This is a genomic window from Paraburkholderia sp. JHI2823, assembly GCF_038900695.1.
Taxonomy (GTDB): domain Bacteria; phylum Pseudomonadota; class Gammaproteobacteria; order Burkholderiales; family Burkholderiaceae; genus Paraburkholderia; species Paraburkholderia mimosarum.
On sequence record NZ_JAYMRY010000045.1, the window covers coordinates 16,834 to 34,650 of the forward strand.

Below are 17,817 nucleotides of genomic sequence, written 5' to 3' on the forward strand. Positions count from 1 at the left end.
TATCGAGCCGCAGCCGCTCGCCTCTTTGCAAAGAAGTAGATGCCGGCGTCAGCCTGAAGGCGAGTTGAGCGCAAGGCTTAATCCGTCAGACGACGCCGCCATCGTAATTCCCGCGTCCTTCATTGCTATTTTCAGGTCCTCGGTTTTGCTCTCAACGTCTGCGTTCTCGCGGCAGCATCCCTGACCTGTTCCAGGACCGCGTATGAAAGTTGGCGACCAGGATGAGATGCCTCAGACCCGACCGGTGCGAGCAGCGCCTTGGTTTATTGCCCCCCATACTCCGCGTTGATGCGGTCGAATTCGCCCGATTTGCGTGCTTGCTGAAGCTCCTCCTTGACTTGGGCTCGGGTCTTTCCCATTGGAGCACCAGCGTCACTCCTCGTGGCGGTCACGCCACCCACAGAGTCTGTCGAAGACACGGTGGGACTTGTGGGCTGCGTTGCAGGCGCCATATCTTGAGCCTGGACATATCCGAATGCGAGAACCGCGGCGATAGCTGCCGCGACTTTGAGCGGTTTCATATCTATGTACTCCACGAAGTTCGATTGGTTTGGTTTCTTGAAACAGCCAACACAACCGCTATTTCAAATACGGCCTCCCGGGACTATCACGTCGCGCGCAAAGCGGTCGGACGATAAAGCCGCGGCGTGGCACGCCCCGGCAGCGTTCTGACAAAATTGCCGAAAAAAGGTCTTATTGAGGCCTCGGCGCGCAGGCCAAGCCCCGAGCCTTCACTCTCCCCTTGCCCGATGCCTCCGGCGTGCGACCTGCCACGATGAACTGCAAGTCGACACCCGCGTTTCGCAAGACGCTTAATAACTTTGCAAGGCCGCCCGGTTTGTCGTCGATGGTAGCTGCCCAAACATCGAGACGTTCCACGCTCAGTTCCATGGCAGTCCCTCCCGTCTCGGATCTCATTAGAAAATCTATTTCACGGACGGCACGCAGGCAAGGCAGGCGGAGTAATGCAAGGTCTGCGGGTTATTTCTGGAATGTGCCGAGCATTTCGGCAACGACATGGCCTTCCATCGCCTTTGCCAAGGCCGCCTTTGTGGGTCGCATTTCTTTTCCCGCGTGCCGTTCGTAAAGTAGATTCTTCTGATGAGATCCGAGGTGGGAGGGACTGCCACGGAACTGAGCGTAGAACGCGTCGATGTTTGGGCGGCTACCATCGACGATAAACCGGGTGGCCTTGCGAAGGTGTTGAGCGTCTTACGGGATGCTGGATGCTGGTGTCGACTTGCAGTTTGTCGTGGCACGTCGCGCGCCGGAGGCATCGGGCAAGGGGGCCGTGTTTGTCGCTCCACTACAGGGAGATAGTGCGATCCGTACCGCCACGCAGGTGGGGTTCACCGCCGACGGATAACGCTACCGAAGCCGGACGTGGAGAGGTTTGAACCGGCCGCCCCGGGGAGCCACACATCGCGCGGCAACGTTCTACCAGCGACTCAGAAGACCTTCTATGAACTCAGACGTCGGAATGCTCGAGACCTGGCTGGTGCGGGTGCACGGCCAGGTACAAGGCATCGGATACCGCGAAGCCTGTGTGTGCCGCGCCAGAGCCCTGGCTGTCACTGGCTGGGTGCGCAACCGCATGGACGGCTCCGTCGAGGCGATGATTCAGGGCTCCCCCAGGCAACTTGCCGAAATGTGCGCGTGGCTCAGAGAAGGAATGCCCGCAGCGCTCGTCGAAGAATTTGAGGTGACAGAAGTACCACCGCCGTTCGCCCGCTTCGATGAATTCAACCGGCTGCCGAGCTTGTAAATCCGGATCTCGCGCAAATTGAGACCGCGACGCCGAAGCAGCAGGCTGCGCACCGCTCCGAATTACGACCCGCAGGCAGGCACACATCCTCTCGCCGCGCTTCGAGCCTGGTACCTACCCGATACAGTCTTTCTGGCGGTAGTCGGGGATCCGGTCCGCGTGGCCGACGTTAGCGAGTCGGCGCCGTAGCGCGATCGCTCGATGCGACTCCGGACACCCACCACGGCAGCGCGCTGGCCGCAAGCCAGTCACGGCCTAACCCTTCACACAAACCACCTGCCGCAGCGTATGTACCACCTCAACCAGGCTCCGCTGCGCGGCCATTACCGCGTCGATGTCCTTATAGGCCATCGGAATTTCATCAATGACCCCTGCATCCTTTCGGCATTCGACATGCAGCGTCGCACTGATCTGATCCTCGACCGTGAAGCGCCGTTTGGCCTCCTTCCGGCTCATCGAGCGCCCGGCGCCGTGACTGCATGAGCAGAAGCTCTCTTCATTGCCGAGGCCGCGAACGATAAAGCTCTTCGCCCCCATGGATCCGGGAACGATACCGAACTCGCCCGCTCGCGCCGACAGCGCCCCTTTACGCGTTACGAAGATGTCGGCGCCGAAGTGCCGTTCCTTCTGCACGTAATTGTGGTGGCAGTTCACCACGTGCTCATCGATCGCGAAGGATTTGCCGATAGTCGCGCGCACCGCGTCGATCACGGCATTCATCATGACCTCACGGTTGCTTCGCGCGTAGCGCTGTGCCCAGCCGACCGCCTCCACGTAGTCATCGAAGTGCCGGCTGCCTTCCTTGAAGTACGCGAGATCCTTGTCCGGAAGATTCGCAAGGTGTTGACGCATGTCGGCCTGGGCCAGTGTGATGAACAGGCTCCCGATTGCGTTGCCTACACCACGCGATCCGCTATGCAGCATGAACCAGACGCCGTCACCTTCGTCAAGACATACTTCGATGAAGTGATTGCCGGTGCCGAGCGTGCCCACGTGCGCGTGGTTGTTCGTGCGCGCGAGGGAAGGATACTTGTCGACGATGCGCTGAAAACCGGGCGCCAGCAGCCTCCAGGCGTCGTCGACGGCCGGCGGCGGACGCGACCATGCACCCGGGTCGCGCCGCCCCGGCGCACCGCCATGCGGAACCGCTCGCTCGATCGCGCCGCGCACGCCGGAAAGCGAATCGGGCAGGTCCGCGGCCGTGAGCGTCGTGCGAACCGCCATCATCCCGCAGCCGATATCGACTCCCACCGCCGCCGGGATGATCGCCCCTTGTGTCGGAATCACGCTGCCGATCGTCGATCCTTTGCCCACGTGCGCGTCCGGCATTACGGCAACGTGCCTGAACACGAAAGGCATGCGGGCCGTGTTTCTCAGTTGCCGGCGAGCCGCCTCCTCAATCGCGACGCCCTGGGTCCACATTTCCACGGCCTTGCCGCCTGCCACTTCCATTAGCTGAATATCGACCGGGCCCATGTCTTAGCCCCTTCGTCAGTGTCGCTCGTCGGCACGGGTCAGTGCGCGGCGTATGGTGTTAGCGTGAGCCGCTTTTCCTGATTCGACAACCCGCCGGCATTCCAGGAGGCAGCGGTTCGGCCTTTCCTGCCGTTCGACGGTCAACTGTGACGGTCCGCTGCGTGAAGGAATACACAGTCGGAACACACGGTCGCCGCTCCCACGTTCCCCGCAGCGCACCTGGCGGGACTAGACTGTTAGATCGATACGTGGACCGCCCCTCTGGCGCGACGTTCTCGACCGTTTCTTCAGGGAGCCGTTCATGAATGACAGGACGTATAACGTGCTCTTTCTTTGCACCGGCAACTCGGCGCGCAGCGTGATGGCGGAGGCGCTACTCGCCACGCTGGGGAAAGGTCGATTTCGCACGTACAGCGCAGGAAGTAATCCGACCGGAAAAATTAATCCTTTCGCCATCGAACAGGTGCGCAAGACTGGGTACGACCTGGCGAATCTGCGCAGCAAATCGTGGGACGAGTTCGCCATCTCCGAACCGAGTGCGCCCCAGATGGACTTCGTTATCACCGTGTGCGATCAAGCCGCTGGCGCGGTATGTCCGTTGTGGCCCGGCCATCCTGCATCAGCACACTGGAGCTTCTCCGACCCCGCGGCCGTGGAGGCCGAGGATGAAAGCAAACGTGCTGCATTCGAACAGGTTTTCCAGCAGATTCGACGCAGGGTCGAGGCGTTCGTCCAGCTACCGCTGGACGAACTTGATGACGCCACCATTCGCGCCGAGTTGCGACGGATTAGCGATATCGACGACACGGCCGTCCGCACATCCGGGATGCCGACGTGAGGCTGGAGCTTTCGAAGCGCAATTCCGATTGCCTTCTCTCTAATGACGGCTACATCCGACCTGCACCATAGTGGTCGATGAACCAGACGGTCCGATGAGCGCGGCGCAGTTGGCCGCGCAATTGCAGGGCACGTGACCCTGCCCAAATTGGTCAAGAGCGCTAGTGGGCGCGCCCCGATGGAGGCCGACATGGCAAACCGGCTCGCTGCAGAATCCTCGCCTTACCTTCGCCAGCATGCGGACAATCCGGTGGACTGGTATCCGTGGAGCGACGAGGCGTTTCGCCGTGCACGCGAGGAAAACAGGCCGATCCTTCTCTCAGTGGGCTACGCGGCGTGCCACTGGTGCCACGTCATGGCGCACGAGTCCTTCGAGAATCCGCGCATTGCCACCGAGATGAATGAGCGCTATGTCAACATCAAGGTCGATCGGCAGGAGCGTCCCGACATCGATGAAATCTACCAGCAGGTCAGCCAGATGATGGGACAAGGAGGCGGCTGGCCGCTTACCGTGTTTCTCACGCCGCGGGGAGAGCCGTTCTTCGGCGGCACCTATTTCCCGCCGGACGATCGCTACGGCCGCCCCGGGTTCGCGCACCTGTTGGTAGCCCTGAGTGAAGCCTGGCGGCATCGGCAGGATCAATTGCAGGACACCATTGTGCAGATCCAGCAGGGCTTCCGGCAGCTTGATCAGGCACACCAGGGCGTTTCAACCGCCACTGTCGAAGACCTGCCTGCACAGGCAGCACGCGCCTTGGCACGGGCGACTGACCCGGCTCATGGGGGGCTTGGCGGCGCGCCCAAGTTCCCCAATCCGAGCTGTTACGACCTCATGCTGCGCGTCTATGAACGAAGCCGCGAACCCACGCTGCTTGACGCATTGGAACGCACACTCGACCGCATGGCGGCGGGTGGCATCTATGACCAGCTCGGCGGCGGGTTCGCCCGCTATAGCGTCGACGCGCATTGGGCCGTACCGCACTTCGAGAAAATGCTTTATGACAATGGCCAGCTTGTGAAGCTGTATGCTGATGCTTATCGCCTGACTGGCAAGCGAACATGGCGCTGCATCTTCGAGGAGTCCCTCGCCTATGTTCTGCGCGACATGACGCACCCGGAAGGCGGTTTCTACGCCAGCGAAGATGCCGACAGCGAAGGCGAGGAAGGCAAATTCTATTGCTGGAAGCCCGCCGAGATTAAGGCAGTCCTTGGCGAGTCAGAAGGCGCACTGGCCTGCCGTGCCTACGGTGTGACAGAACGCGGCAATTTCGAGCACGGTGCCTCGGTACTCCACCGTGCGGCCGAGCTGGACGCGCTGGAGGAAGCGCAGCTCGCTGGCTGGCGCGAGCGGTTGCTGGCCGCGCGCGCCCGACGTGTGCGCCCGGCCCGTGACGACAACATTCTCACCGGTTGGAACGGTCTGATGATCGCGGGGCTCTGTGCCGCTTTCCAGGCGACGGGTGTCCCCGGGTATCTCAGCGCGGCAAAGCGTGCCGCCAGTTTTATCGAGAACAAACTGACACTTGCCGACGGCGGCGTATTCCGGGTCTGGAAGGACGACGTAGCCAAGGTACCGGGGTTCCTCGAGGACTACGCCTTTCTCTGTAATGCGCTGCTCGACCTCTACGAATCATGCTTCGACAGGCACTACCTCGATCGCGCGATCGAGCTCGCGACCCTCATCCTCGACAAGTTCTGGGAGGAGGGGCTGTATTTCACACCGTGCGATGGCGAGCCCCTGGTGCACAGGCCCCGTGCCCCATACGACAGCGCCTCACCGTCGGGCGTCTCATCAACCGCATTTGCCTTCGTGCGTCTGCATGCACTCACCGGGCGCGATCTCTACCTTGACCGCGCCGAACACGAATTCCGGAGATACGAAACCGCAGCAGGCAAAGTACCATCCGCTTTCGCGCACCTCATGGCCGCGAGGGACTTCGTGCAGCGCGGCCCGCTCGGGATCGTCTTTGCAGGCGAGAAAGTTTCAGCCGCAAATCTTGCAACTGGCGTTCACCGCGCCTACCTCCCCGCGCGCGTGCTGGCGTTTGCAGAAGACGTGCCGATCGGCCGGGAGTGCCACCCGGTCGACGGCCGGGCCGCGGCATACGTGTGCCGGAATCGCACGTGCGCTGCACCCATGACCGAGGGCAACGCGCTCGTTGCATATTGCTTGTCCGGTAGGGTGTGACGGTGCGGGACCGATCCATGCACGCCCTTTTCGAACCCCGGCTTGTCAACGACGTGTTCGGCGATCCAGGTCTGTATGTGGACTTTCGCGACGAACGCCGCGCTCTCCTTTTCGATCTCGGCGATATCAGCAGTTTGCTGCCTGGCCAACTGATGCGTTTATCGCATGTCTTTGTTACCCACACGCACATGGACCATTTTTGCGGCTTCGATTATCTCTTGCGTGTAACGCTCGGGCGCAAGGCTGGCATTGTCCTGTTCGGCGGCCCCGATTTCCTTGAACAGGTCGAACACAAGCTGCGCGCCTATACGTGGAACGTGGTGCACCGTTACGAGGTCGAGCTGGTGATCGACGCGCGTGAAATCGGAGCGGGCGGTGGCGGACGGCGCGCGCTTTTCTCAAGTCGAAATCGGTTTGCCCGCGAAGCAGACGCGGTTTACGAGCGATCCGACGACGTGGTGCACGACGAAGCGACCTTTCGCGTACGTGGCCGCTTTGTCGATCATGACATCCCGTGCGTTGCGTACGTGATCGAGGAGAAGGCCCGCGTCAAGGTCGCGAAGGACCAACTCGCGACGCTCGGCGTGTCCGCGGGCGCGTGGCTCCGCGAACTGCAACATGCGGTGCTGACGGGCGCACCTGAGGAGGCACCCATTCGGGTGCTGTGGCGCGACCGGCATGGCGATCACGCGATGACTCGACAGGTCGCGGAACTACGGCACCTGATTCTCGCCATTGTTCCTGGGCAGCGCATTGGCTATGTAACGGACTTGCGCTACACGGAATCGAACGTGGAGACGCTTTTTCAGTTGATGCACGACGTAGACCAGCTTTTTATCGAGGGCGTCTTTCTTGACGAAGACAAGGCACACGGCCTGCGCAAGAATCACCTGACCGCCCGCCAGGCCGGTCTGATCGCGCGCCGGATCGGAGCCCGGGCGGTTGTGCCGTTCCACTTTTCACCGCGTTACCAAGGACGCTCGGCGGAACTGATTGCCGAGGTGCAGGCGGCATGGTCCCAGACGTCGTCTTGTTGACGAGAGGCCTGGGTGAACCCGATGGGCGTCTCTACCGCCTGTGTTGCACAGGCCGCCGGCCGAGGGAGTACATGGACCCGCCACGAAATGTCAGCCCGAAAGTCTGTCGTGCGCCGTTGTCTTTCATCTGCCCCTTTGCGGTCACGCGTGAACAAGTCAAAGCCCAACTCATGCGGCATCGGCATCGTCGGGGCGCTCGGCGTGTTGCGGTGAAACCCACATGCCGGGCGATCATCGGCCGGCATGTCAACAGTCGGCCACGATAAAGCGCCGCAATTGACGCACGAACTCCGCGCGGGCGGCGGCAGGCAGTTGCCGTCCGACGGGAATACGCTGCCAGCCGTCGCAAAGATAGACGGCGCCATCGTTGTCGCCGAGAGACACGGCCAGGCGGGCCGCATTCATCCAATGCATCGTGCGGCGTCCGCGCTCGTGTACTTCGACGATCACGAACGGGGAAGCGAACGTCAGCACCTCGCCGTCCGTCGCGTGCCTGCAATAGGCGATAAAGGCGATGCCGACGGCCACGGTGCAAAGCATTGAGAATGGCAGCGCGAGCCACTCGCCGAATGCGAATGCCGCTGCCACGCCGATTGCGAGGACCAGCGCCATGAGGAACACGGTCGCGGCGAGCGACTGCCGCGGCGTGAGGGAGCAGTTGCGCTTGATGCGCCACTCGCGGCTCGGCCCCTCTCCCCCGCCGTCGAACGGGTCAGGTCCGTACGACCGCCTGAAATATGCGTACATGATCGAAAGTCCCGCGTCGGGGACGCCATATCACACGCTCGAGGCGACGCTCCTCGTCGAATGACGGAATGTACCGGCATTCCCAGCTTGTCAGCGCGTGACGACCGACGCGGCGATCCGGTCGGCCAACGCCCCGGGAATGCGGCTGAGCGCGGCGGCTTGCACCGCCACGCCTCGGTTCATCAGTTGCGTTGAGCGTCGCCAGTTGCGTGACGGTAGCGCTGGCGGGCTGCCCCCCCGATTGCCACGTGCACGCCCCTTGTAATATCACCGTTCCGCTCGCGACTCGATCAGCACGGCAAAGGACTACGACGGGCCGCCCGCGTCCGCCTTGATCCTGCGGAACGTGGTGCGCTCCAGTCTCATGTACAGGTTCGCCGCCACGATACCGAAGACGATGTGAACGAACAGGCTGGCCCAGTTGCGCGCTTCTGCGAACCACGGAAAAAGCTGTGTCATGCCGTAGAAATTAATCACGTAAACGGCTACAGCGAAAGCGCCACCCGCCAGTGAAGCCATCCCCATGCTCGAGTCAAGGTTGAATGACGTCATGATCAGACCGAGGACAAGCGTGAATACGATGGCAAGGGCAAAATGCACCACAAAAGCCGCGAGCACGATGCCAGGCGAGAATGCTTGCGGCGATTGCAATGCGCCTCGTCCCAGAATGATCGCGGCGACCATGCGTGGGGGTTCCAGCAGACTTGCGCCCGTCATCAGTGCCATCAGAACGACCCCTAACGCCAGGAATACAACGCCCGCAATGACGCCTGCCAGCACGGCTGCCCGCCAGTCGAGGTGGCCGTGTGTGAAATGATGGGAATCCATATGAAGTTGCACGATTGTCTCCCGATCGATTCGAATAATTCATTCTAGGCCAGCTCGCGCAACTGATAGGGTAACTAAAGAACCTGCCCGCCCGGCAAACGGCGCGTCGCTTTTCGCGCGCTTCTGTGTGACCTGCCGGTCTTCGACGGCGCGAATCCGACAGTGCGCGTTCGGCGTGAGTCGACGGCGAGCCGGTTGAGTGCGGCAATGACCGCCGAGGCGCTCGAAGATCATTTTGGCGCTCATTGCGCTCTGGAATCCGCCTTAATGGTTGCTTTCGAAAACGGCCGAAATTCTGTCCGCGCGGTTTGCGCGGAAGCGATCGACCAGAACGGCGGCAAAGGAGTACTGTTACATAGCGGACTGTTCCGGGTGGACGGCATGGAACCCGATCGCGGCACCACGACATAGTCCCGGCGCGTGCCACCGCATGCACCTCTGTCCCGGCGCGGGTGAGGTGGGACGGCATGGTCTGCAACCGCTAGTCAACGATGGAAGGAGGCCACATGTCACTCATCGTCGCAGCACGCTTCACCACATTCCCCGCCGCTGAAGACGCGGTGCAACGGCTCGTCAATGCCGGTTTTGTCGAGGAGGACGTCACACTGTTTTTCGTCAATCCGATCGGCCAGCACGCACGTTTTCGGCCCGGCGGCGATGTCAGCGCCGACGCAAACGCGAGGGAGACGCCGAAGGGTGCCGAGATGGGCATTACGATTGGCGCAGCGGTTGGCGCCGTGGTCGGCGTCGGGATCTTCGCAGCGTTTTCGGCGCCGCTTATCGTGTCGCTGATCGCGGCCGGGGTGAGCGCATATGTCGGTTCATTGGTCGGCGCGATGATGCGCACGCGTGAAGACACCAACGAAGAAACCCGTGAATCCGGGGTGCTGGTGGCCGTACACGTGTGTCCGGACAACCAGATGGACGCCGCGCGGGTGCTGCGCGAGGCGGGCGGCGCGGCGATCGAACGCGCGACCGGCCGCTGGCAACAAGGGCGGTGGGCCGACTTCGATCCGCTCAAGCAGCCTGAGCCGCTCAACGAATTCAGTGAGAAGCACGCCTGATTTGAAGGTGTTTTTTGCCGGGATTTTCAGAGAGCCAGGAAACAAAGACGGCCCGACATTTGTCGGGTCGTTTTGTATTCAGAGCGGTGCACTCCGGGCACTCGCCGGTGGAACGGTCGGCGCGGGGGTCAGTGGAAGAAGAGTTCCCGCATGCCGAAGGTGTGATGCGCTTCGGCAGCCATGAGAACCATCAGCACCAGCAGGCCCAAGGGCGGCATCAGGATCGCGTACACCAGCGCCAGCCGCTCCCACATCATGTGCATGAAAATCGACACGATCAGCCCGGCCTTGGCGATCATGAGCACGACGATCAGCGTCCAGCGCAGCAGGCCCTGCACGTGAAAGTAATCCACCATGTACGACATCGTGCTCAGTACGAACAGCAGGCCCCAGATTTTCAGGTAGATGCCGATCGGATGCTGCTGGCCGTGCGCGGCCTCGGGTCGCTGGGCGGGATCGGTGTGGTCCATGGTCTGCCTCACCACAAATAGAACAGCGCAAAGATGAACACCCACACCAGGTCGACAAAGTGCCAGTACAAGCCGGCAATCTCCACGATCTGGAAGTTACCATGCCCCGTGAACCCCGGCTGCAGGATTTTGCGTGCGATCAGCAGCAGATAGATCACACCGCAACTCACGTGAAAGCCGTGGAACCCGGTGATCATGAAGAAGCACGCGCCAAACTGCGCCGCGCCAACCGGGTTGCCCCAGGGGCGGATACCTTCATGGACGATCAGCTTGGTCCATTCGAAGGCCTGCATCGACACGAAGGTCGCGCCCAGCAGCGCGGTCGCGAGCAACAGTGCGGCGGCGCGGTTTGCGTTACGCCGGTAGCCAAAGTTGACCGCCATCGCCATGGTGCCGCTGCTGCTGATCAGGATGAATGTCATGATGGCGATCAGCAGCAAAGGCACATCCACGCCGCCCACAGTGAGCCCGAACACTTTGGAAGTATCAGGCCACGGCACCGTGGTCGACATCCGCACCGTCATGTAGCCGATCAGGAAGCTGCTGAAGATGAAGGTGTCCGACAGCAGGAAGATCCACATCATCGCCTTGCCCCACGGCACCTTGAAGGCTTCGCGGTCGGCGGACCAGTCCGTGACGATGCCACGCCAGCCGTCAGGCACGGCGTCGGTGGGCGTGGTGGCAGCGGATTCGGTGGGGAGCGTGGGCGTGGTCACGGCGCGGCTCCATACAGCGGCCCGCAGATGGCGGCGACGAGCCCAGGGGTGATCCACCACATCGCCGCCAGCAGCACGAGCCAGACAGCCAGCAGGAAATGCCAGTAGATGGCGCAAAGCGCGATGGCGCGGTGGGCCCGGAAGGGATCCGCTCGTTGAAGAAGCATGATCGTCACGGCCCAGGCCACCAGCCCGCCCAGTACATGCAACCCGTGCAGGCCGGTGAGCAGGTAGAGGAAGCTATTGGATGGATTGACGGTGACGGTCTGCCCGGCCGCCGACAGCATGCGCCAGGCGGCCAGTTGTCCGATCACGAACACGGCCGCCAGCACCCCGCCTGACAGAAGCCAAGCCGCGCGGCGCAAGGTAATCTGCCGGGCACGCTGCATGGCAATACTTGCCAGCACCAGCGCGCCGGTGTTCCACCATAGCAGCGCTGGATGCGGGATGGGCTGCCAGTCGGGCTCGCGCATACGCATTCCGTAGGCGAACAGCAGCAGTGAAAACAATGTCGTTGCCACCGCCATGAAGACGATCAGGCCGATGCGGCTCGCATTCGGCGAGACAGGTGGCGCGTCAGGAACGAAGGATCGGGGCAGTGTGGTCATTCGCGTGCCTCTCCGGGGTGAAGCGTCGAGTGGGCGGCCGGTTCAGGCGCCGTTGCAGGCGGCTGGTTTTGCGGGACGAAGTCTTCCTCCTGCCCCGGTGGGCTGTATTCGTAGGCCCAGCGATAAACGACTGGCAGCGCGGCGCCCCAGTTGCCATGCACTGGCGGTGTTTGCGGCGTCTGCCATTCCAGCGTGGTGGCCCGCCAAGGGTTGCTGTCGGCACGCTTGCCGCGCACCAGGCTCCACGCCAGGTTGTACAGGAACAGCAACTGCGCCACGGCAACAACGAGCGCAACGACGGTGATGAACGTGTTGAGCGTCTGCGCCGAGGATGGAATGAAGCTGTAGCCCTCATACGCGTAATACCGCCGCGGCATGCCCAGGATGCCGAGATAGTGCATCGGGAAGTAGATCGCATAGGTGCCGAGGAAGGTGGCCCAGAAGTGCACACGCCCGAGCGTGTCGTTGAGCATGCGGCCCGTCACCTTCGGATACCAGTGGTAGATGCCGCCAAACACCACCAGGATCGGCGACACGGCCATCACCATATGGAAGTGCGCCACCACGAAGTACGTGTTCGACAGCGGAATGTCCACGCTCACGTTGCCGAGATAGAGCCCGGTCAGCCCACCGAGGACGAAGGTGCTGATGAAGCCGATGGCAAACAGCATCGGCACGGTCAGGTGGATATCGCCGCGCCACAGCGTCAGCACCCAGTTGTAGACCTTGAGGGCGGTCGGGACGGCGATGATGAGCGTGGTGGTGGCAAAGAAGAAGCCGAAGTACGGATTCATGCCGGCAATGAACATGTGGTGCGCCCAGACCACGAAGCTCAGCGCACCGATGGCGACGATGGCCCACACCATCATCTTGTAGCCGAAGATGCTCTTGCGCGCGTGCGTGCTGATGAGGTCTGACGCGATGCCAAAGGCCGGCAGCGCGACGATGTAGACCTCCGGATGCCCGAAGAACCAGAACAGGTGCTGAAACAGCAGCGGGCTGCCGCCGGCATGCTTGAGCGTCTGCCCCATCGACACCACAGCCGGTATGAAGAAACTGGTGCCGAGTGTCCTGTCGAGCAGCATCATCACCGCCGACACGAACAGCGCCGGAAACGCCAGCAGCGCCAGGATGGTCGCGATGAAGATGCCCCACACCGTGAGCGGCATGCGCATGAGCGTCATGCCGCGCGTGCGCGCCTGCAGCGTGGTGGTGACGTAATTCAAGCCGCCCATCGTTGCCGCGACGATGAAGATCGCCAGCGACACCAGCATCAACACGATGCCCCATTCCACGCCGGGCGTGCCCGGCAGGATGGCCTGGGGTGGATACAGCGTCCAGCCCGCGCCGGTCGGCCCGCCTGGCACGAAAAAGCTCGCCACCAGCACCAGCACGGCCAGCAGGTAGACCCAGTAGCTCAGCATGTTGAGAAACGGGAAAACCATGTCGCGCGCGCCCAGCATCAGCGGGATCAGGTAGTTGCCGAAGCCGCCCAGAAACAGCGCCGTCAGCAGGTAGATCACCATGATCATCCCGTGCATGGTGACGAACTGGTAGTAGTGGTTGGCGTCGATGAAACTGAACTTACCCGGAAAGCCGAGTTGCAACCGCATCAGGTCCGACAAAACCAGGCCGACCAGGCCGATGGCGATAGCCGTCAGCGAATACTGCACGGCGATGACCTTGTGGTCCTGGCTCCAGACATAGCGGGTCCAGAAGCTTTGCGGGACGTGATCGGTGTGAGCGTAGGGCATTGCGTCTGCTCCGCTAGGGTTGAGCTGCGCTGCTGGCGGCCGGGCCGCCTTGCGATTCGATGAAGGTCACCAGCGCGGTCAGCTCCTGCTCGCTCAGGTCGAACTTCGGCATGATGGGTGCGAAGCCCTTCACGACGCGGGCCGTCGGGTTGCGGATGAAGGCACGCAGATAGGCTTCGTCCACCTTCGCGGTACTGCCGTCGGCCATCGTTTCGGTCTTGCCGTACAGGCCCTTCCAGGTGGGGCCCACGCGCGGACTGCCGTCCACGGTATGGCAGGCGAAGCAGCCCTTGCCCTCTGCGAGCGTCTTGCCCTGGTCAGCAAGCGCCTGGGCGCTGCCGCCTGCCTTGGTGGATGCGGCCTGTACCCTGGCCTGCTGCCGCTGCGCGAACGTGCTCTGCTGCGCCAGCCAGCGCGAGAACGATGCTTCGTCTTCCACCACCACCACGCCGCGCATGTTGGAGTGCCCGATACCGCAAAGCTGCGCGCACAGGATGTCGTAACGCCCTGCCTTGGTCGGCGTGAACCAGAAGGTGGTCACCATGCCGGGCACCATGTTCATGCGCGCACGGAACGCCGGTACGTAGAAGTCGTGCAGCACGTCGCGCGACCGTGTCAGGACCTGGATTGGCCGGTTGAGCGGCAGGTGAACCTCGGGCGTCTCGATCAGGTAGTTGTCACGGCCGTTGGGGTCAGCGGGGTTCAGGCCGAACGGGTTGTCGTTGCTGATGTAGCGCACGTCCGTCGTGCCCAGCTTGCCACCGGGGCCGGCAAAGCGGAAGCGCCATTGCCATTGCTGGCCGAACACTTCCATCTGCAGCACGTTGGGCGGCGGCCGTACGAAGTCCGCGTAGACGAAGAGCCCCGGTGCCAGCAACGCTGCAACGCCGACAGAGGTCAGGCCGATCAGCCACCATTCCAGCCGCTTGTGGTGCGGCTCGTAGGCAGCGCGATGACCCGTGCGGTGGCGGTAGCGCACTAGTGCGATCACGATGAACAGGTTGATCGCGATGAAGAGCGCGCCAGTAATGACGAGCGTGATCGTCAGCATGTCGTCCATGCGCACCCAGTTCGAGGCGATCGGTGTGATCCACCAGGGACTGGCAAAGTGAAACCCTACCGCCAATACGATGATCAGGCTCAGGGCAATCGCAAGCGCCATAGGCCACCTCGCAGCGCGTCACTCGCTGGAGCCGCTAACAAAAGCTCCTGGCGTAGTTGTGCCGCCTGGCCGTACTTCGTACTGTTTGCTCCGGCACTTCTGCCAGGACCGCTTCGCTGAGCGTTGTAAGCGGCTCTAAAGCAAAGGTAGTCCTCTCCTCTGCATCGTGCAAGAAAGCGCAAGGGGGAAGCGCGCCCCATATACGGATCGCGCGAATGGAGAGTCTCGTGCTGCGATGCAATGCAAAACGGCGCCATTACTTCCCTTTTCTTCCCTATCCGCCCTTGGCACTTCCAGATCCGGCCGTGTCGACAGCGCGTGTACGAGCCCGAAGATCGACAACGTGATCGTGTTGCCGCGCATCTCTTCAGGTGGAATCTTGCGTGCGCGAATATCCGCGCGCATCCGGTCGAGTCCGGCGCGCAGACCGGCCGCGTCCCGATGCGCGGCAGCACCGGGCCGAACAAGCCATCTGGCAGGACTGCTGTCGTGCAGCCTTCATGCGTTGCACCCATGCGCGGAGCTTCCGGGTCTATAGTGATCGATGAGCGTCCCGACTAGCGCGTTGTGCAACCGGCAATGAAAGTCTCCACCCGGGATATCGTCTGACTTTTCCCGACTTTCGTATGGTGTCGTCGACTCGAACAGGCGTGCTACGAACCGCTTGATCGGGATCTGATGGCGTATGTCGACACCTTGATCCGCAGCGGCTGCGGCGCCCGTACCGGCTCCGCGTGGCAATTCGCCCACCGGCAACAATGAAAGGCCGGAGTTTGCCGTGCTGATCGCGCATATCGAGCGGGCTGCACGCGACGTACTCGCGTTTCTCAAGGTCGCTGATGCCCCGTTTCACATTACAGGGTGCTGGGTCAATGTACTGGATCCTGGCGGGACCCACGCGATGCAAAGCCATCCAAACAATTACCTGAGCGGGTTTTGTCGCGATAAGGGAGTCAGTGCGAGCGGATTTGATATGAAGAGGACTGCTTACATGACCAGCGAATAGAATTGCTCGGCGGCGGTTCTGGTGTCGCCAACGTGCTGCATCTGCCCTTTGCGAATCATGTGCATCATTTCGATGCCGGACAGAATGATGCGCGCACACTGGAAACTCTTGAAGCCCATCATCGGCTTGATGACGCGTTTGATGGCGCGGTGATCCTGCTCGATGACGTTGTTCAGATACTTGTTCTGCCGGATCTGGATTGGCTTTTTCCGCTCAGCGTTGAGCGCTTCGAGCGCGGCCAGATTGGCGCCGCTCTTGTCCACCGTGATAGTCTCGGGCTCAACATTCTGGGCAATCGCCTCGTCGAATACCGGCGTGCAGCAGCCTTGTCGCGATGCACACGCAGCAGGAAATCGATCGTGTTGCCCTGCTTGTCGACGGCCCGGTACAGATATTTCCATTGTCCCTTGACCTTGACGTAGGTCTCGTCCATGCGCCAGCTCTTGCCGGCCGGGCGCTTAATTCGCCGGAATGCCTTTTCGAACAAGGGTACGAGTTTGATCATCCATCGGTGCACACTTGAGTGATCGACCTCAATTCCCCGCTCGACCATCATCTCTTCGAGGTTGCGCAGGCTCAGCGAGTACGCCACGTACCAGCGAACACACAGCAGAATCACATCCAGCGGATAGTGCAGCCGTTTTAGAACCTTGCCGATCCCCACAGGAAACGGCGCACGCGATGAATTCTTCGTTTTGCCCATCTCGTTCGTGATTCGTAAGGGAATGCGAATTCTAGCGCACCGCGTTAGCGCGACAGAACCCCTTTGCGCTCGTCTGTCCACGCGATCGCCCAAAGGTGCGCACACTCGGCTGCCTCGTTCTGGCTTTCAAACCAGGCGATATCGCGCTCAATGTGCATCTCCGCCACGCTCGCGACTTCCTGACAGTGACGAGGTCACTGCCAGGAAGTCGCACTGAGAGCTACGCGCGACTGCCGGTTATTGCCCGTCCTCGCCGGACTCTCGTGCCTTGGCGGCGTTTACTGGCGCTATGGTCCCGAAGAGTCCATTAACTTCCTGATTTGGACCAGCAGAGAAGTACAGCGTGTCTGGGCTCGACTTGAGGCCGCCACCCAGTGTCAGCGTCCACAGGCCGTCGATAGCCAGTGGATTGCCGGATGCGTTCTCCAGCTGATCGACAAACCTGCCGTCATTGTCGAAGACATTGATGTGACCATCGCCGAAGTTGCCAATCAGGATCTTGCCGCTGAAGCGGCCGAATGCAAACGATGCGCGCGTGATTCCCCACGGCGAGTTGAGTGCACCCCGGCTGGCGAAGCGGCGCAGCAGGTGGCCGTCGGTATCGAATACATCGACGAAGCCATTTCCTCTGCCGGCAACGTCGTCGTGTTTCTCAGCGTTCTGCAGCGCGTAGGTAACGAAAAGGTCGCCATTGATGTTCGCGATACCGAACGGCGCGTAGCCGGCCGGGATGCGCCGGTCGATGAAGCCGCCGTCTGTCGTCGCAGGCGTAAACAAGCCATTCGTACCGTTCGGCCCGAATACATCGACCCGACCCGAGCGGAAGTTCGTGGCAAACAGGAAGGCTCCTTTCGCGTTCACACCGAAGGCGAGACCCTTGTAGACAGCCCCGCTGGCCGCGGATGGAGTGGACGAATTATCGACCGCGATCACGGCGTGGTCCGCCGGATTCAATCCACCCGCCCAGGCGGAGAGCGTGCCGTCCTCGGTTGCGAAGATGAATACGGCCGGGATCCTGGTGCCTGGAACCAGAAATGCCGATGAGGGATTCCACACTATGCCAGTCGGCGCCGCAGGCGCGGGGTTCGGTGGATTGTTGGGAGAGAAGGGTTGACACGCGCTAGCCGGTATGACGTTGCCTGGCCGAGGGATGGAGACCTGCAGCCGCTGGACCTTTGTGCCCTCGCCGTCATACAGCGTGGAGCAGCCCGTGGCATTGTCGTTGACCCAGAATGGACTTCCTGCTGGACTGAAGGCAATACCCCAGGCGTTCTGCAGTACCCTGTCGACCTTCGGGGCTGCGCCTGCCACGTTGGACACGAGGGGTGTGACGACGTAAGCATCATCGTCAGCGGCAAGTGCGATTGTGAAACCGGCGGCGAGAACGAGCACGGCCGCCGCTTTATGGCCCAAAGAGACCTGAGACATGACTTTCCTCCATAGTGTGACTGGCGAG

The 17,817-nt window shown here is 61.7% G+C and carries 16 protein-coding genes and 2 pseudogenes; 7 read left to right on the top strand and 11 right to left on the bottom strand.

The features are described 5' to 3' along the window. Positions 1 to 1,101: 1,101 nt before the first annotated feature. Both VSR34_RS31945 and VSR34_RS31950 read left to right on the top strand, forming a co-directional pair. Positions 1,102 to 1,351, top strand: a pseudogene (locus VSR34_RS31945) (hypothetical protein); the annotation flags it as partial. Between the two features lie 111 nt (positions 1,352 to 1,462). Next, positions 1,463 to 1,765, top strand: a complete 303-nt coding sequence (locus tag VSR34_RS31950; protein WP_028214015.1) for an acylphosphatase — start codon at positions 1,463 to 1,465, stop codon at positions 1,763 to 1,765. 255 nt (positions 1,766 to 2,020) lie between these two features. Here the strand turns inward: VSR34_RS31950 and VSR34_RS31955 are convergent, their stop codons facing one another. Beyond that, positions 2,021 to 3,241, bottom strand: coding sequence for an RtcB family protein (locus tag VSR34_RS31955; protein WP_028232361.1), 1,221 nt, complete (start codon positions 3,239 to 3,241; stop codon positions 2,021 to 2,023). Positions 3,242 to 3,542: 301 nt separating this feature from the next. Here VSR34_RS31955 and VSR34_RS31960 point away from each other — a divergent pair, with 301 nt between their 5' ends. The 3 genes from VSR34_RS31960 (at position 3,543) to VSR34_RS31970 (ending at position 7,303) form a co-directional block, all read left to right on the top strand. Next, positions 3,543 to 4,079, top strand: a complete 537-nt coding sequence (locus tag VSR34_RS31960; protein WP_028214017.1) for an arsenate reductase ArsC — start codon at positions 3,543 to 3,545, stop codon at positions 4,077 to 4,079. 189 nt (positions 4,080 to 4,268) lie between these two features. Then, positions 4,269 to 6,266 (top strand): thioredoxin domain-containing protein, encoded by a 1,998-nt coding sequence (locus VSR34_RS31965; protein ID WP_342964501.1) that lies wholly within the window; start codon positions 4,269 to 4,271, stop codon positions 6,264 to 6,266. Between the two features lie 17 nt (positions 6,267 to 6,283). Next, on the top strand, positions 6,284 to 7,303 hold the full coding sequence (locus VSR34_RS31970) for an MBL fold metallo-hydrolase (RefSeq protein ID WP_342964502.1): 1,020 nt from the start codon (positions 6,284 to 6,286) through the stop codon (positions 7,301 to 7,303). A 246-nt stretch (positions 7,304 to 7,549) separates the two neighbouring features. Here VSR34_RS31970 and VSR34_RS31975 read toward each other — a convergent pair whose 3' ends face one another. Both VSR34_RS31975 and VSR34_RS31980 read right to left on the bottom strand, forming a co-directional pair. Next, complete coding sequence (locus tag VSR34_RS31975; protein WP_342964503.1) at positions 7,550 to 8,050, bottom strand: DUF2244 domain-containing protein; 501 nt, start codon at positions 8,048 to 8,050, stop codon at positions 7,550 to 7,552. A 306-nt stretch (positions 8,051 to 8,356) separates the two neighbouring features. Continuing rightward, positions 8,357 to 8,890: a hypothetical protein gene (locus VSR34_RS31980; protein ID WP_028214020.1), complete on the bottom strand. Its 534-nt coding sequence runs from the start codon at positions 8,888 to 8,890 to the stop codon at positions 8,357 to 8,359. 120 nt (positions 8,891 to 9,010) lie between these two features. Here VSR34_RS31980 and VSR34_RS31985 point away from each other — a divergent pair, with 120 nt between their 5' ends. Together VSR34_RS31985 and VSR34_RS31990 are read left to right on the top strand one after the other, a co-directional pair. Then, on the top strand, positions 9,011 to 9,289 hold the full coding sequence (locus VSR34_RS31985; protein WP_255217834.1) for a DUF1488 family protein: 279 nt from the start codon (positions 9,011 to 9,013) through the stop codon (positions 9,287 to 9,289). A gap of 95 nt (positions 9,290 to 9,384) precedes the next feature. Then, positions 9,385 to 9,942: a glycine zipper domain-containing protein gene (locus VSR34_RS31990; protein ID WP_028214021.1), complete on the top strand. Its 558-nt coding sequence runs from the start codon at positions 9,385 to 9,387 to the stop codon at positions 9,940 to 9,942. 128 nt (positions 9,943 to 10,070) lie between these two features. Here VSR34_RS31990 and VSR34_RS31995 read toward each other — a convergent pair whose 3' ends face one another. The 8 genes and pseudogenes from VSR34_RS31995 to VSR34_RS32030 form a co-directional block, all read right to left on the bottom strand. Beyond that, on the bottom strand, positions 10,071 to 10,412 hold the full coding sequence (locus VSR34_RS31995; RefSeq protein ID WP_028232359.1) for a cytochrome C oxidase subunit IV family protein: 342 nt from the start codon (positions 10,410 to 10,412) through the stop codon (positions 10,071 to 10,073). A gap of 8 nt (positions 10,413 to 10,420) precedes the next feature. Next, positions 10,421 to 11,128, bottom strand: a complete 708-nt coding sequence (locus VSR34_RS32000; RefSeq protein WP_028214023.1) for a heme-copper oxidase subunit III family protein — start codon at positions 11,126 to 11,128, stop codon at positions 10,421 to 10,423. Further along, positions 11,125 to 11,736, bottom strand: coding sequence for a cytochrome c oxidase subunit 3 (locus VSR34_RS32005; protein ID WP_028232358.1), 612 nt, complete (start codon positions 11,734 to 11,736; stop codon positions 11,125 to 11,127). The genes VSR34_RS32000 and VSR34_RS32005 overlap by 4 nt, the downstream gene beginning before the upstream one ends. Next, positions 11,733 to 13,490, bottom strand: coding sequence for a cytochrome c oxidase subunit I (ctaD, locus tag VSR34_RS32010; protein ID WP_028214025.1), 1,758 nt, complete (start codon positions 13,488 to 13,490; stop codon positions 11,733 to 11,735). Before ctaD ends, VSR34_RS32005 begins: the two co-directional genes overlap by 4 nt. Before the next feature lie 13 nt (positions 13,491 to 13,503). Next, positions 13,504 to 14,652: a c-type cytochrome gene (locus VSR34_RS32015; protein WP_028214026.1), complete on the bottom strand. Its 1,149-nt coding sequence runs from the start codon at positions 14,650 to 14,652 to the stop codon at positions 13,504 to 13,506. Between the two features lie 321 nt (positions 14,653 to 14,973). Further along, a pseudogene (locus VSR34_RS32020) lies at positions 14,974 to 15,137 on the bottom strand (2-oxo acid dehydrogenase subunit E2); the annotation flags it as partial. Between the two features lie 502 nt (positions 15,138 to 15,639). Further along, positions 15,640 to 16,361, bottom strand: a protein-coding gene (locus tag VSR34_RS32025) for an IS6 family transposase (protein ID WP_342964504.1) whose coding sequence is annotated in 2 segments (ribosomal slippage) — positions 15,640 to 15,965 and positions 15,965 to 16,361 — 723 coding nt in all. Because the reading frame shifts where the segments join, the coding sequence is not laid out codon by codon here. A 237-nt stretch (positions 16,362 to 16,598) separates the two neighbouring features. After that, complete coding sequence (locus tag VSR34_RS32030) at positions 16,599 to 17,789, bottom strand: TIGR03118 family protein (RefSeq protein ID WP_028233107.1); 1,191 nt, start codon at positions 17,787 to 17,789, stop codon at positions 16,599 to 16,601. Between the last annotated feature and the right edge of the window lie 28 nt (positions 17,790 to 17,817).